Raw genomic sequence first — 14,934 nt, 5'->3', positions numbered from 1 at the left:
CGGTAGGATACCTGCCGTTCCTACAGCTAGAAATCCATCGACCGATCGCGACCAATCCGCGCCATTCGGTAGTGAGTACAAGAGCGTCCGCTCTCGCAGAAAGCGCCTTGCAACACTGCAACACAATGAAAGCGGCTGGTCGGCGATGCGGCCGATTCGGATGACTCCCTTTGCTCGGCGAGTCCTGAGGGACAAAAGCTCTCGAATCTCGGTAGCTAGCTGGTAAGACTTAGAAGCTCCTGATGGTTCGGAAATTCCTCTAATGCAGCCTGTAGGAGGCTATGATGGGAGATCCCCGGCCCACCGCCGCCCTGGGAAAGGGTGCGAAGAGCGGCGAACCAAGCAGCGCGTCCCGTGCCACCGAGTTTTAATCGCGAGAGCTCGCCACCGGCCCGGAGCCAGATGTCCTGGTCCGTCGGCCCGGCTGGATAGAGATCGGCCATAATCTGCTCGATATCCCGCGCGTCCTCGCGGGTGGGCGCACCACCACCCGGAGACTTACGGCCACCCAGCGCAAGGGCGACCGGGAAGTCGTCCTCAAGATCGGACGCCTTGAAGATTGGATGCTGCCTGCCTGGCACGGCTTGGCGGACCTTCTCCGAAAGATGGTTGAAAAGACCAAAGACCCTGATCGCGCCGTCGGTATCAGCCGGCGCGCTGCCCCGGAGACCGTCAAGCAAGGCGGTTGTGAAGACGCTGTTCCGTTGTCCGCGAAGGACGAGGGAGGTCTCGCTGGCGCGAGAGGATGCGAGCACAACGCGCCCTGTCCCCTGCGATAGACGCTGGAGCGACTTCTCGTCGAAGCCCTCGACTAGGTCCCCGTCGGGACCAGCCTTCAGCGTGACCGCGCCTCCGGCATGACATGCATCCATCACGACCAGCAGGCGGGAGGCCTTGATCGCGGCGAGAGCGGTCGAAAGTTCGGTTTCGCCGAGCGTCGTGGCGAGCGCGTCTGACGTCCTGCAGTCGTATGGGATGAGCGCGCTCGTCGCCGCGTCGCCCGTGCCGAAGCGGGCGCCGTGCCCGGAGAAGAACACGGCGACGGTATCGTCCCGCTTCGCAGTGGCGGCGAGGTCGGCAAGGGCTTTGCGAATGCCATTGAGCGTAGCCTCCTCGTCGAGGAGAACGGTAACGTTGCCGTTGGGGTAGCCGCAGAGATCAGGCGACCGCAGGACGTCGGCAATGTCTCCGGCGTCGTTCAGTACCGCCTGCGGAAGAGGGGGCACTTCCTCGTAATTCGCCACACCTATGATCAGCGCGCGTCCCTGTTCGAACTTCATGTTGTGCACTCCGATGAAATAGTTCTAGCTGTGACTGCGGTTTCGGAAGAGTGGGTCGTCGGCGAGGAGACGTAGTCCCGGATGACCCTCGTAGTCACGCCGCATCTCCCCGATCAGCCGGGCGACGTTAGGTGGCTTTCCCCGCTGCATGGCGCGGATCGCGTCGTGCCACCGCCACATGCCGGTGCCGCTGTGAGTCAGATCGGAGTCGCGCCCTCCGGAGCGTTCCCAGAGGCTGTGATGGTCGGGACCGGTCGGGTAGAGATCGGCGGCGAGCTGAGCGAACGATTCCCACTTGTCAGCGTCGTTGATGGGCGAGAGGTTCAATAGCCATCGGTCCCAAATGCCGATGAGGTCGAGGCAAACGCGCAGAGCCGGATTGAGGTCCTTGCGGCCTGATCGCTGGAGGGAGATGAGGTCGTCGACAATCTCGCGACGCCTCCGCGCGACGACGCGGTGGCCGAGCAGTTCCGCACTCTGCTGAGCCAACGGATTGTGCTTCCGCACGGTGGCGCCAATCCAATGGCGGAAGCGCGCGTCGTCGAGGCCGGGGAGCGCGGCTACCACGCGGAGCCCGGCCAAGAGCGGACCGTCAGCGAGGCGCGCGAGCAGCCGATCTAGCTTCGGATCGCTCAGAATACGCTGCTCCAGTTCCCGTTCGACGTCGGGATCGTGACCGTCTTCGCCGGCATGCTCGAACCATGCGTCGGCGGTGGCTGCAAGTAGAAGGTTGCGGAGCGATCCCTCGACGTGCCGCCAAAGCTCCGGCCTTCGGGCGAAAGAGGACAGGTCGGCGAGCGGCGTCTCTGACAGTCGCTCCGGGATGCCGGGTGGCACGGGGCGACCGCCAATCAGGTCGAGGAGGATACGGTCAAAGGCACCACGCGGGTCCGTCGGTCCGCGCCATGCTGTGGGATTGATTTCGACAGCAATCGCCCAAATCGAGCGGTTGGCGGCGACAGCGAGATCTCGGTCTGTCAGCAGCGGAGGTGTCGCAGCGACCTGCTCCCCCGCAATGCGCACTATCCGCGGGTCCCCGATCTCCGCCGCGCAGTCGAGAATCTCGTTTTGGGTTGCTCGGCGCAGAGCGAGCCGCATGGTTGTCAGGTCTGTGCCAGGTTGAATCTTGCACTGTAGGCGGGCGGCTTCGAGCGGCGGCAGACCCGCACTTGCCGCGACCGCGTGGAGCGAGAGGAGATCGTGCTTCGACGCGTAGCGGATGATTGGGTCGGCTGCCTTCCGGTCGAGCTGCGCTGGTGCCGCTTCGACCAACAGCGCCTCGACGGCGCCGTCGGGTTCCGCGAGCGCGAGGAGCCGAGTCGAGATAGTATGGTCCGCCGTCGCCCACCGCCAGAAACCGGTCGCGAACACGCCGGAGGTATTGCGGGAGGACCGGCTCAGCCCGTCAGCGACGGCATGGCGCCACTCGGCGCAAGCGTCACTGTCGAGAAGCGCGTCGCGAAGGACGAGCAGCACGTCGGCGTCCTCGTCGGACGGGTACGCGTATTTCTCGGACCATGCATCAACAGCCTTCCAGAGCCTTCGGGCCGTGGAGAAGCCGGTCAGCTTCAGGTTGCGAAGCGGGAGGATGTCGGATGGCTTGGCCTGTGGGAGCGCTTCGACTACCCGGTCGACTAGCGCGCGCTTGTCTGCTTCCCCGCGGCTTGAGTCAGGCGAGAGGCGCTCGACGAGCCTGACGGCGGCGAGTGCCCGCGAGATACCGGCGTCGTCGGCTGACGCCATCCGGTGAGCCTGTTCAAGTAGGGGCAGTTCGTCGAACGTGGCGAGTTCGGCTCCGATACTGTTCGCGAAGGCCCGGATTCCTGCCCCGGACTCCGAGCCGTCAATCACCGCAGCGGCGAGCGGCTTCGCATCGCCCGTTCGGCCGACGATGCGGTGCTGTTGCCAGCGGCCGATTAGCGAGATGGGGGTGCAGACGATCGTCGGGCCCGGGCTCTCGACGACGTCGCCGGGACCGAAGCTGAGCCGGAAGGAGAAGCTACGCCGCAGCGCGGGCCACATCCGTCCCCAGAGGGCTGTAGCTAGCTCCTCGAATCCGGAGGCTCCAATACGCACGACCGGCCCCGCCGCGCGGATGACCAGCGCGGCCGCGGTGTCGGCGAGGTCCCGGCTGGCAGGCGGCACGTCGCCCCCTGTCTCTATCTCGAGCGGCACCGCTTCGGCGGGAGTGAGATCGGGCGAGGCAATCAAGCGTTCCAAGAGGGGGCGCAGATCGTTCGTCGCGACGATCTTGTCCAGTGGTGCGATGAGTGCGTGGGTGAGCACCATCCCGGCCCGGCTAGCCGAGGTATCGTGGAAGGTCTTCGCGAGGATGTAGAGGTTCTGGTGGGGGAAGCCAGAGACGTAGGGCGACCATTCCGCGCCGGGTGGCGCGGTGTCGGGAAGATCGAGCCGGTTGGCGAGCTCGGCCGCCTGCCTCCGATCTCCGCTTGCGGTCCGTAGGCCGTGTCCGTTGCGGACGACGCCGTATATTGCTTGTTGGACAATCACACCGATGACGTCCTTCTAGGCGAACGTGCCGAGCATGGCGTGGATCGGCGCAGTCAGGTCGTTGGATTGCGTGCCGTCGGACGCGATCACATAACCGAACTGCTCCGGACCTTGGGCCACGTAGTCCATGTCGCGCGACGTCGGGCTGAGAGGCCTCTCCAGCGCTGACAAGCCCATAATGAGGGGGCTCTGCCATACTGAGCGGACGAAGGACGAAAAGAGCGGAAGCCTAGCGTTGAGAGCTTCCTCGGGCGTGCCATCGAATGCAGCCTCGTCCCAACAGGTGAGCAAGACGCCGAGGCGGGGCATCCGGTCGGTCAGGCCGCTGAGGCCGCCGGCGAAAAGCAACATCTGGATGAGTTCGACTAGCCTGGCCTGATCGGACGGATGCACCTCCTGGTTCTCGACGAAGATTCCGCGAAGGTCGCGCAGCGGCTTGGAGAAGATGTCGTCCCCGATCCGTGTCTGCTGGAGACGGATCAGCAAGAGCCATGCGCCTGCGTTGTCGATGCGCTTCTGCCATGCGGCGGGCACGCGGCGCGACTCAATAATGGTCTTGATCTGCTCGCCGCCGTAGTCTGGCCAAACGAGGTCGGCTCGACGGCCTTGGGCGTCGGCGACCGGCCACACACTGTCAACGTAGGTCGCAGTGGCGGTGTGCCCAGCCGCGCGCCCCTCATTCAGGCTGTCGAGCGCCGCCTCGAACGGTTCGATGTTGGTGGCGGCGCCGTCCATGCGCAGGAGGTCATCGCCCTTCATTAGGCGTCGGAGGAGCTGGGCTCCATAGTGGGTCTTTCCCACGCCGCTCTCTCCGACGAGAAGGATGGGTGAGCTTAGAGCGGTCATTTCGGCCTCGCGCCGTAGACAAAGAGGGGGTCTTCAGAGGTGGCCGGCGGCGGCGGCAACTCCACGGTCGAGCGCCGCACATCCACGGCCCACCGAAGCAGATCCACGAGGCCGGTTCCCTTGTTGAGGGCCGGATCGCCAACCCTCTCGTCAACCACGCTGACCGAGAACTCGGCGGCGTCGGGCATGACGTCAAAGACGGCCTTGCGTACGGCGATTTCCATCGCCTGCGCAATCTCGACGTCGGCCTTCGTCCAGACAAGGGCCACAGGACGTCCCCGGAGTTCGGAACCGAGGCGTCGCGCGAGAAGCTGGAGTGAACCTCTTGCCGATCCCATGGCTTCGCCCGATAAGGCTTCGCGATCCGCCACCACGAGGAACGCGTCGGCATGGTCGGATACCCAACGCGCCCCGACCCCCTCTGGGGAGTTAGTGTTGACAGCCCATTTCTGGAACCATTCGCCCGGCGCGTCCGTGAACAGATAGTCGACGGGGTGGCCACGGTTCTCGTCGCGGAGCGCGAGGTGCAGCATTCCAGGCGCGCGGCCGCCACGGCTCGTGGTGTGTGGCGGGAAGCGAGGCGGGTGTCCCGGAGCCCAGCGCATCGCGCCGGCGACCGCCTCCCAGCCGGACAGGGAGTACGAGCCTGCGAACCGGCGGCCGCCGAGATCGGCGAGGCCTCGCCCAAGGAGCAGGTACCATGCGCCGAGCAGCGTCGTCTTGCCGGCGTTCTGCGCGCCGACAACCCCAATGACAACCGGACGCGCGCGGCCCGAGACGAAACCTAGGTCGGCGAGTCCGAGGGCGCTTCCGGACCAAGGAAGCAGGACCTCGTCAGATAGATCGTCCGCAGGTGCGTCAGTTCGAGCTATTCCGTGCCAGACGGGACACTTGGAGAGATCCGTGTGGCCGAGGTCGCAGCCCGTATCCGGGACGAAGCAAGTCTCCCGTGTGCACTTGTCCATGCGTCAACCCTTCTTGGCTCGACGCTTCGGCGGCGAGGCGTCCGAGGCGGCCTTCGACGCTTGCAGTTCGCGGAAAATCCAGCCAGCCCATGCGACGGCATCGAGGCGAGCGTCCGCCGGAACGCCGGTCAGTGTCTGGAAAGCTTCCTCAGAGCGTGCCCTCGCGTGATCGGGATGACCGATCAAGGCGAGCAGTGGGCCACGTCCGTCGGGAGCGCCGACCAGCTCAGCCGCCGCCGATCTTAGTGGTGCGAGGCTAACCTCGTTCTGCGCCTCAGCGACGAGTTCACGGATCGCCCGGTCCTTGCCGCCCTCGGTCCCAGATAGTCCAAGCACCGCCTCACCCAGGAAGGCGACGACGCTGGCGGGGGAGAACAATGGAACTTCGTTGAAGAGATCGAGCGCCATGTGGGCAGCTGCGACGGTGACGGGAAGCTCGCGATAGCTCTTCCGCGCAGTAGGGGAGAACAAGGCCTCCTTCCACCATAGCAGGCTGGTGCGGCGTTGCAGACCTGCGGTTGCCACACTCATCGCCTTGAGGGTGTCGTCGACGTAGGTCGAGACGCTTTTCGCCAACTGATTAAAGGGACCGGCCAAGTCGGGTTGCGTGATCTCGATCTCGGCGATCGCAGTATCCACTGCGTCGGCGACCGCAGCCGCCGACAGTCGTCCGAAATCATAGACCCATTGCGTTGGGGAGTTTTGGGGCCAATGCGGATTTCCGCCGGTTGCGACATTTCCCTTCTGAGGATCGTGATACTGTGGACCTATGGCCGCCGACATTTCCTTCTGGAGCTTGGTTCGCTCCGTTGTCGCCGCGGCCACGCTCGGCACCTCGATCTTCGGTAGATCGAAGGACATCGGTGCAACCATTATGGATGCCGGAGTAGTCCACTCGGCCTCGGCGCGGAAATCGACCTGCGTCTCGATGCGCGCGACGACGTCCGCCCAGATCTCGCGCTCGTTGTCGACCCGCAGCAGAGGCAGGGCGTTGCGGGCGGAAGCGACGAAACAGACCCCAACGCGATCATCCTCGCCAGCCGCTGTAATAAGGGCGTCAAGCAGCATCGCGCGGATGACGGCGATGGGCGTGGAGGAGAAGGTGTTGCGGTAGGTGGTCCAGCGTGCTTGAAGCGCGGCGAGCGCCTCAACGACAACTGGATCGCTCTCCGGAGCCTCGGGATCGAATGCGATTAGAGAGAAGCTCAGCGCTTTCGATGGCGCCTTATTCAGAGCGATGGCTAAGTCCTTGGCAGCCTGTGAGAGTTTCTCAAGCTTGGTATCTTCGCCTCCAACATTGATGAGCCCGTTGTTCAGAAAGCGTAGGAGTACGGTATCGGCCACTTGGGGATTCCCTGTCACGGTGCTTGTTTTATTCTGTAGCAAAGGCGGATGGCGGAAGCCAACCCGATAATGTGGTTTGTTAGTGTTTCGAGTGTAATCTTCCGAGAAAGCTTACGGTCGCAAATTCACTACTTCCGTTTTCGTTGCAGCGCCAAAGCCGATCAGATGAACACGGACGATTACAATATGGGAATGGCGGCTTCCGGGAGCGCAGTGCCGTGGCTTCTACGGCACAGTTGCGGCGCAAAGCTGCCATTCACGTCGTGAAGAGCGTATGAGGGCTTCGCGAAGGCGACCTTGATTGCTGAGCGCGTGGCATCGAAATTTCTAGTTCTTAGGCTTATCCGGTTTTGCCCTGGTGATGATTGCCTTGGCACGCTCGACAAGCTGCCCCAGCTTTTCGATGGTCGGGGGAGCTTCAGTGCCTGCCTCCGTATGGCTATGGGCTTCCATGATGGCCGAACACATCTCGAATACATCGATGATTTCTTCAATCAGGATCTGATCCCACATGACACGACGAAGTGCTGTCACCATGATGCGGTCGTCCCAACGTTTCACAACTTGCTTGAGCAACAGGTGCGGCACCACCTCCTCGATTGTGCGTCGTAGCTGCCCGGCGCCCTTGCGTACTAAATCTACCCGGGCCGAGCCGAGTAACTGTTGCGCTTGGGCCAAAGTTTCTTCCGCCAGCTTAGTTTTGAGGTACTGGGGCGTGGAAATAGGGGCGTCGTTGAGGCTGACGAATCCAGGTTTATCGTTGGCGCCTCTTTGAAGCCAGTGCATCATTGGTTCAATCTGGGCTTTCTCCGCTGCGCCACAGATCTTGGTGAAGAACAAGAGATCGTGTGTGAATATAATGACCTGCCGGCTCTTTGCCTCCTCAACCAGCCGGCCAGCGATACGTTCCTTGCGCTGATGGTCCTGGGAATTTACCGGATCATCAAAAATTAGCCCGGCATTGAGCTCATTGAGAGCGGCCTCGGTCAGAAAGTCCGCCAAGGCAACGGCCCTTTGCTCCCCCTCACTCAGGATTTGATCCAAAGCGAATTCTTTGATGGCAAGCGAGCGGATCGTCTGCCCCTTTTGGCCTTTGGTGCGAAAATAAACCGGGATGGCACATTCGAGTCCGGAGCATTCATGTCCGAGCCGTGATCGGTAGGTTTCCGCGATGACCCTTGAAAACAGTTCCCCCTCTTTCTCGGTGAGGCGGCGGGGGCTCAAGGCCGGCTTGGCCTTAGAGTCAGCGACCTCACACCATTTGAGATCCGCTACGTATTTTTCGATGTCGTTGAGATTCTTGCTTAGCACTTCGCGGTGACGAAGCTCCACCCTCTCTGCATCGAGCTTGGCGATGGCATCCGCCACACTGAGCAGCTTCAAATCTGCTATATCCGCGTCAATTTTTGTAATCACAGCCTCAAAAGCTGGCGTCAAATCCATGGTGCCGTCGCCTGGAAAGGTCTCTCCTGCTTTTTGCAAGGCTACAACGACCGCATCCCGGTCTAGCTTGAGGCTAGCAACGAGCTGAAGAATCTGATCATTGAGCGAGGGATGCGCGGCCTTGAGATATGTTCGCGCAACCGTGTCTCCGCCGAAAATATCGAGAGCTAGGCTCTCGAAACCTTTGATCTTAGCTTTGATCTGATTGTCCAATGCCGCCAGCGCGGTCCGGTCAGTACTGGTGAGAAAATCCCAATATCGCCCGAAAAGTTCAACGGCCTGATCGCTTAACGGCTGCTGGCAAAGGACACAACTGTCGCCGTCGTTTGGATAATGATCGTGTTCAATGGCAGCCGACTTATAAGCGGCTGCAATGAGTTTCTCCCATTCCGGCCCACCGGCACCTTTCAACTTTTCCGACTTGAACGATGCAGTGCCGGTTGCCGCTACTTTCTTGGCAGTGTCGTTGAATTCCGCAAGTAGGCTTTTCGCCCCGTCGCGCTCCGTCTGCGATAGACCCGCGCGTAGCTGCTTTAAGGTGTCACGCAGAACCTCGACTGGCGTACGGGCTTCCATGAGCCGTCGGATGCTTTCCTCCGGCGAGGTGGACTGCAATTCCAGCGTCAAACGCTGGATTTCCTCAACTCGGGCATCTTCGTCCTTGCCGTACTCGGCTAGCTTCCGTAGAGCCGCCAGGTCGGTTTTTGGCCCCAGTGCAGCAACAGCCCCCGAAGCGGCCGTTACGTTTCCGATGAAAGCGTTTACGAAGCGATTTTGCTTTGCTCGCGCATCGATGGCGGCGGCCAGCTTCTGAGCCAATAGACCATACACCCTCGCCATCTCGGGAAATACGTCAAAACCTGCCGGCTTGAAGCCAAGAGGTCCCGAGTCTGTCAAATGCTTTCCCGCCACCGAGCTGTCGAAAACTGCAAAAGACCTCTTCAGCTCGGCATGCTCCGTCGTTCCATCGAAGACGAGTGGGATTTCGTTCCCAGCATGATCGACCAAGACAATGGTAGCCGAGGCTTTTCTTGGAGCGGTATCGTCATAAATGTCGGGAATGATCGCGTGCCGAGTTCTGCTGAAACACACATTCGTCAGGATGCGCGCAAAGCCGCTTTTTCCAGCACCATTTCCACCATAGATGAGCGTCAGTTGGGGCGAAAAAACCAGCTCGGCAGATGGGGTCAGCGCATTTACGCCGCTGACGTCATGAATTCGCAAGAGCCGGGGTTTTTGGGAGGCGAGCCCGCTCGCTTTGCCGGTTATTGTTGCTGGAATCTCGAGCTTTGGACTTGGTTCGTCCGCCAGTCCGAATCCATGCAGGAAGACACTATAGACCTGCCCGATCTGCTCAGCGGTAAGAACGCCATAGCGCACCGCCCAAGCAAGCGTCAGCTTTTGCCAGGGCGAGAAATCCTTCGCCCAAATCTCCAGCTCATCCCAAACCGTCACCTGAGAGGGCGGGGCCGCCTGCACGTCCTGAACTGTCAATTTGTCTCCCCCGATCAGCCATCATTCCGATAAGTAATCGGGTACAAAGTCAATCTCCAACCGGATCAGGCGATACTATTTCTTGTATCCAACACTTGAACGCCCAGTACATGCTGACTGTGGTTTTTGTGACGCCCTGAACCTAAGCCTCACGTTTCTCCCTTGCCGGGCTCGGCTGAGTTTCAACAATCACGCCCCCAACGCGATAGAAAGCCAATGTAGCGTGTCGTGAAATTCTTCTATCGAGCCTCGGTCGATCACCGGTATGTTCGTGGGCGGAGACCGCTCGATGGCATTTCGATTCGTACACACGGCCGATATTCATCTCGACTCGCCACTGCGTTCGCTGGCGATGCGAAACCCCGACCTTGCCGAACTTGTCGGAGACGCAAGCCGTCAGGCATTTGTCTCGATCGTGGATCTCTGCCTTGCGGAACGTGTCGATGCCCTGGTCATTGCCGGCGATCTCTATGATGGCGATCAGACCTCGATGAAAACGGCGCGGTTTCTGGCGTCACAGATGACACGATTTCACCAAGCCGGCATCAGGGTTTTCAAGATCCGTGGCAATCATGACGCCATGTCGCGAATATCGAAACAGCTCGTGTTCCCAGACACGGTCACGATTTTCGGCGGCCGTCCCCAGTCAGTGCTGCAGACAGCAGGCGGGCTCGACGTCATGTTCAATGGCTTGAGCTTTGCCAGCCCCAAGGCACCGGAAAGTCTGCTGCCAAAGTACCCTGCTGGCCGTGAAGGCGCGGTCAATGTCGGCATCATGCATACGAGCCTGGCCGGATCGCCCGGCCACGACGTCTACGCTCCCTGCAGCGTCGCTGACCTGCACAGCCATGGCTTCGACTACTGGGCCCTTGGGCACATCCATATCCGCCAAGTCCACCCCGGGGTGAGCACCGTGGTGATGCCAGGAATTCCACAGGGCAGGGACATCAACGAGGCCGGAGAGAAATCCGTCACCCTGGTGACGATACGGGACGACCGCACCATAGAGATCGAGGAAAGGCTGACCAGTATCGCGCAATTCGAGCGGGTGAACGTCGACCTGACCGAAACGGTGGAATGGTCCGAAGTTGTCGGGCGAATCCGCTCTGCGCTTGAAGATGTGCGCGCCTTCGTCAGGTCCCGTCATGTTGTGGTCCGTCTCGGCCTGACCGGGGCGTCACCTATATCCTGGGCGCTGATCCGTGACCGCGACCTACTGCTCGCAGAAGCTGAGCAGGTCGCGGAACAGATGGGAGACACCTGGGTGGAGAAGCTCGAACTTAACGTTTCTCCATACGCAGCCGAAGCATCCGAGGGCGTCGCTGATCCGATTTTCGAACTCGCTCAATCCATGCGCGCCGATGCCAGCTCGGAAGCTTTCCGCGCTGAGGCGAGGGCGTTGGTCCAGAAGATGATCGCGGATCTTCCGCCTGACGGGCGTGATTTCGCCGGCAAAGACGAGGCTGAGCTGGAGTTGTTCCTCGACAGGGTGCTTGCCAACGGCGCCGACCTGGTCACCGCCCGCCTCAAGGCCGGTGGGTCAGAATGAGGCTCCGGCGACTTGATCTCGTTCGTTATGGCAAGTTCACCGACAGGATGATCGACTTCGGGCCAAAACCGGAATCCGGTCCCGACCTGCATATCGTGTTCGGCCTGAACGAAGCCGGCAAGTCGACCGCGCTTTCCGGCTATCTCGATCTGCTGTTCGGCATCGAGGAACGCAGCCGCTACAATTTCCTGCACGAATACGGCGCGATGCGCATCGGCGGTGTGCTCGAACTCGGCGGCGCTGAGCACACGTTCACACGCACGAAGCAGCGCACCAACTCATTGCTGAACGCGACTGGCCAACCGGTCAGCGAGATGGCGATATCAGCGCATCTCGCCGGGCTGTCTCGCGACGCATACGAGACCATGTTCTCGTTGGACGACGAAACGTTGGAAGCAGGTGGAAAATCGATCCTGGAGTCGCGCGGCGACCTGGGCAAGCTGCTGTTCACGGCCAGCGCCGGCCTCGGGCACGCAAGCGATACATTGAGCGTGCTGGAGGCCGAAGCGGACAGGCTCTATCGCAAGCAGGCACATGGAACCGAGCTTGCGCTGCTCAAAAAGCGACTTGCGGAACTGAAGTCCGGGAAGGAGGCGATCGACACTTTGGCGTCGACGTTCGAAACTCTCGAGACAGAGCGTCTGGACGCGACGGAAAAATACGACCGCTCCATCGCCGAACGGTCGGTGCTGTCGGCTCGGCTCGATACGATCGCAAAGTATCTTCGCGCGATCCCGATCCTTGCTGATATCCGACGTAAGGAAGCCCAACTGGCCGAGTTGCCCGAGATCGCTTCACCGTCACGGACCTGGACCGGCAGTGTCGCCGACATGATCGAGGCCGACGCCAGTCTGAGAACGCGGCTGTCCGCGAGCGTGGACGAGCTTAAGCGGGTGACGACGAAAGTCGCATCGGTCGATGTGGACGCGGTGATTCTTGCGATTTCCGAACGGGTTCGCGGCCTAGCTGACCGCAAGGTGCGCCACGTCTCAGCCGGCCTGGACTTACCAAGTCGCAGGACGGAGCTGCAAATCCTCGACAATGCCGTGGCGAGTTGCCTTGCCGCCCTTGGAAGGACCTCCGAGCCAGACCCTGCCATATTGCTTTTGCCTGCTGCAACCATTGGTGCCGTTCGCACCATGGTCGAGCAGCGATCCGGGATCGTTACCAGCGTGCGCGTCGCGCGCGACGAGGCTGCGGCAGCTGCTGATGCCCTTCAGGGGGCACGCGAGCGGGTCGGCGAAGAACGGGCCGTGCCCGAACCTGCCAGGGCAAGGCTGGTTTCGGCTTTGTCTACGGCAAAGGGCAGCGGGTACATGAAGGAGATCAAGGCGGCACGCGAAGCCGCCGATGCCGGTGCAATTCTATGGGAGGCCGCGATCGCGCGCTTGCACCCCTGGTCGGGCGACGCTCAGGCACTGGCCAGGGTCGCCATTCCCAATGCTGCGCGGCTTGGCGCATGGAAGGCGCTGGTAGCAGAGCTGAGAAAAAGCAGGGCCGTCCTTTCCGAACGTCTTGTCGAGCACCAGGGCAATCACGATTTGCTGTCAGCACAGCTGGATGCCCTTCGTGCCTCGGTCGATGTGAACGACGACGAAGCGGCCGCCGCCGCTCGGCGCGCCCGGGACGAGGCCTGGGCGCGGCATCGCGATGACCTTACTGGCGAAACGGCGGACGAGTTCGCGGCAGCACTGGCTCGAGATGACAGTGTTGGAGCAGGCCGTCTGGCCAACGCGCGGGAGCTCGTTGAGATTCGCACGGCAAGCCGCAGCCTCGCTGAAACCGCAGCCACCATCACACATGCGCAAGACCAACTTGCACGCAACGGCTCAGACCAGGAGGCCGTGCTCTCGGAAATTCGCGCAGCGGCAAGTGACCTGCTTGGAGAGTGCCAGGAAACTTCTCCCGAACGGCTGATCGAACTGATCGAGGACCGCATTGCTGCCCGGATCGAAGCGCTCGCCGCCTGGGATGAGATCGAGCTTGCCCGCAAGAAAGCCGAGCGGGCGGTTGATGAGAGAGACCAAATACGCCTTGAGCTGAGCGGGGCGCTAACAAGCGTCGGCGTCGGTTCAGATCCTGGCAGCAGCCTGGGGACGGTCATGGCCGTGGCAGAGCTGTTCCTTGAGAGACAATTCAAGGTGGACGCTGAGCGCACCGAGGCGCTCAAAACAGTTGGCGCACGGCAAGAGGATTTGGCCGCCAGGCGTCGAGCCGTCGACGTGGCAGAGCGGCGCGAGGATGAATGGCTGGCCGGCGTTGCCGAAGCGCTCAAGGGGACCTGGCTCGAGAGCGGCATCTCGGCGCCCGGCGTCGGCGGCGTCCTCGATCAATTGGCTGAACTGTCAAAAAGTCTTCAAGACCGGGACGCCATGCAGGTCCGAATGGAGAAGATGGAGGCCGACAGGGACAGTTTCTTGGTCGAGGTTACCGCCGTTGCAGCCCTAGCGGGCGAGGTGGCGGACAACGAAGAACCGGAACAGCTAGCGATCCAGCTTGCCGAGCGCCTGGAGCGCGCTGAACGCACGCGCGAGGCGAAGGCAAATCTCGTCAATGATCTACAGCGCCTGCAGGAAGCGCGTGAAATTCTCGATGCCGAGATTTCGGCACATGAGCGCCGCAAAAACGAGGTCCTGAGCGTCTTTGGCGTGGCCACGCTATCCGAAGTCGTGCAACGCGACGAACTGCTGCGTGACAGGGATCGCCTGCGCACAACCGTGGCCGAACTTGAGGAGCAGGTGTCGTCCGAGCTCGCGGTGGAAGGGTTCGAGCAGGCGCGTTCGATATTGGATGCTGTCGATCTCGACAGTTTTGCAATCGAGAAGGCTGAGGCCGAACAAAGGCTTCGCGCTTCTGACGAGGCGATCCAGCAGCAGCTCATTCGACAGACGCGCGCGACCGACAAGCTGGACGCCATTGGCGGCGACAGCGCTGTTGCCCGAATAGATGCCGAACGGCGCACCGTCCTTCTGGAGATCGAGGAAAAGGCCGTCCGCTACATCGAGCTGAAACTGGGTATCATGTCCGCCGGAAATGCCCTGCGTACCTACCGCGAACGTCATCGCTCCGGCATGATGGCGCGGGCATCCGACGCTTTCGCGCTCATGACGCGCGGCCAGTATTCCGGCCTGACAACTCAACCTGTGAAGGGTGGGGAAGTGCTCATCGCGTTGCAGGGCGATGGGCAATCCAAGGTCGCCGACGCGCTGTCAAAGGGCGCGCGCTTTCAGCTCTATCTGGCCCTAAGGCTTGCGGGGTACTACGAGTTTGCGCAGTTTAGGCCCTCCGTGCCCTTCATCGCAGACGACATCATGGAAACCTTCGACCATGTCCGTTCCGAGGAGGTCTTCAGGTTGTTTGGCGAAATGGCAAATGCCGGTCAGTTGATCTATCTTACGCATCACCAGCACCTATGTGAGATCGCCATGGCTGTTGTGCCGAGAGTAGCGATTCACGAACTTGGATAGTAATGGGTGATTGTGTCGTAACCGCTCTACGTCGA

General features: G+C 61.4%; 8 protein-coding genes. 2 read left to right on the top strand and 6 right to left on the bottom strand.

The genetic code is table 11. The features are described 5' to 3' along the window. Positions 1-215: 215 nt before the first annotated feature. The 6 genes from AC07FD_RS34030 to AC07FD_RS34005 form a co-directional block, all read right to left on the bottom strand. The gene (locus AC07FD_RS34030) at positions 216-1,280 is read right to left on the bottom strand and encodes a caspase family protein (protein WP_478353375.1); all 1,065 of its coding nucleotides are present in this window, start codon (positions 1,278-1,280) and stop codon (positions 216-218) included. A 24-nt stretch (positions 1,281-1,304) separates the two neighbouring features. Continuing rightward, positions 1,305-3,791 (bottom strand): GAP1-N1 domain-containing protein, encoded by a 2,487-nt coding sequence (locus AC07FD_RS34025; RefSeq protein WP_478353374.1) that lies wholly within the window; start codon positions 3,789-3,791, stop codon positions 1,305-1,307. A gap of 15 nt (positions 3,792-3,806) precedes the next feature. After that, a complete protein-coding gene (locus tag AC07FD_RS34020; RefSeq protein WP_478353373.1) occupies positions 3,807-4,637 on the bottom strand; it encodes a TRAFAC clade GTPase domain-containing protein in 831 nt (276 codons plus the stop codon). Continuing rightward, the gene (locus tag AC07FD_RS34015; protein ID WP_478353372.1) at positions 4,634-5,602 is read right to left on the bottom strand and encodes a TRAFAC clade GTPase domain-containing protein; all 969 of its coding nucleotides are present in this window, start codon (positions 5,600-5,602) and stop codon (positions 4,634-4,636) included. Before AC07FD_RS34015 ends, AC07FD_RS34020 begins: the two co-directional genes overlap by 4 nt. Before the next feature lie 3 nt (positions 5,603-5,605). Further along, entirely contained in the window at positions 5,606-6,946 is a 1,341-nt protein-coding gene (locus AC07FD_RS34010) for a GTPase-associated system all-helical protein GASH (protein WP_478353371.1), read from the bottom strand. A 327-nt stretch (positions 6,947-7,273) separates the two neighbouring features. Continuing rightward, positions 7,274-9,883, bottom strand: coding sequence for an AAA family ATPase (locus AC07FD_RS34005; protein WP_478353370.1), 2,610 nt, complete (start codon positions 9,881-9,883; stop codon positions 7,274-7,276). Positions 9,884-10,172: 289 nt separating this feature from the next. On the opposite strand from AC07FD_RS34005, the gene AC07FD_RS34000 reads away from it, so the two are divergent. Together AC07FD_RS34000 and AC07FD_RS33995 are read left to right on the top strand one after the other, a co-directional pair. After that, the gene (locus AC07FD_RS34000; RefSeq protein WP_478353369.1) at positions 10,173-11,432 is read left to right on the top strand and encodes a metallophosphoesterase family protein; all 1,260 of its coding nucleotides are present in this window, start codon (positions 10,173-10,175) and stop codon (positions 11,430-11,432) included. Beyond that, the gene (locus tag AC07FD_RS33995; protein WP_478353368.1) at positions 11,429-14,899 is read left to right on the top strand and encodes an ATP-binding protein; all 3,471 of its coding nucleotides are present in this window, start codon (positions 11,429-11,431) and stop codon (positions 14,897-14,899) included. Before AC07FD_RS34000 ends, AC07FD_RS33995 begins: the two co-directional genes overlap by 4 nt. Positions 14,900-14,934 lie beyond the last annotated feature (35 nt).

The organism is Mesorhizobium waitakense (assembly GCF_056431085.1).
Note: the sequence above shows the minus strand (reverse complement) of the source record. Positions and strands in the feature narration are given on the sequence as shown.

What these genes read in the sequence shown, in the direction of transcription:
- AC07FD_RS34030 (WP_478353375.1), bottom strand. Translation starts at nt 1,280, where the DNA reads ATGAAGTTCGAACAGGGACGCGCGCTGATCATAGGTGTGGCGAATTAC.
- AC07FD_RS34020 (WP_478353373.1), bottom strand. Translation starts at nt 4,637, where the DNA reads ATGACCGCTCTAAGCTCACCCATCCTTCTCGTCGGAGAGAGCGGCGTG.
- AC07FD_RS34015 (WP_478353372.1), bottom strand. Translation starts at nt 5,602, where the DNA reads ATGGACAAGTGCACACGGGAGACTTGCTTCGTCCCGGATACGGGCTGC.
- AC07FD_RS34000 (WP_478353369.1), top strand. Translation starts at nt 10,173, where the DNA reads ATGGCATTTCGATTCGTACACACGGCCGATATTCATCTCGACTCGCCA.
- AC07FD_RS33995 (WP_478353368.1), top strand. Translation starts at nt 11,429, where the DNA reads ATGAGGCTCCGGCGACTTGATCTCGTTCGTTATGGCAAGTTCACCGAC.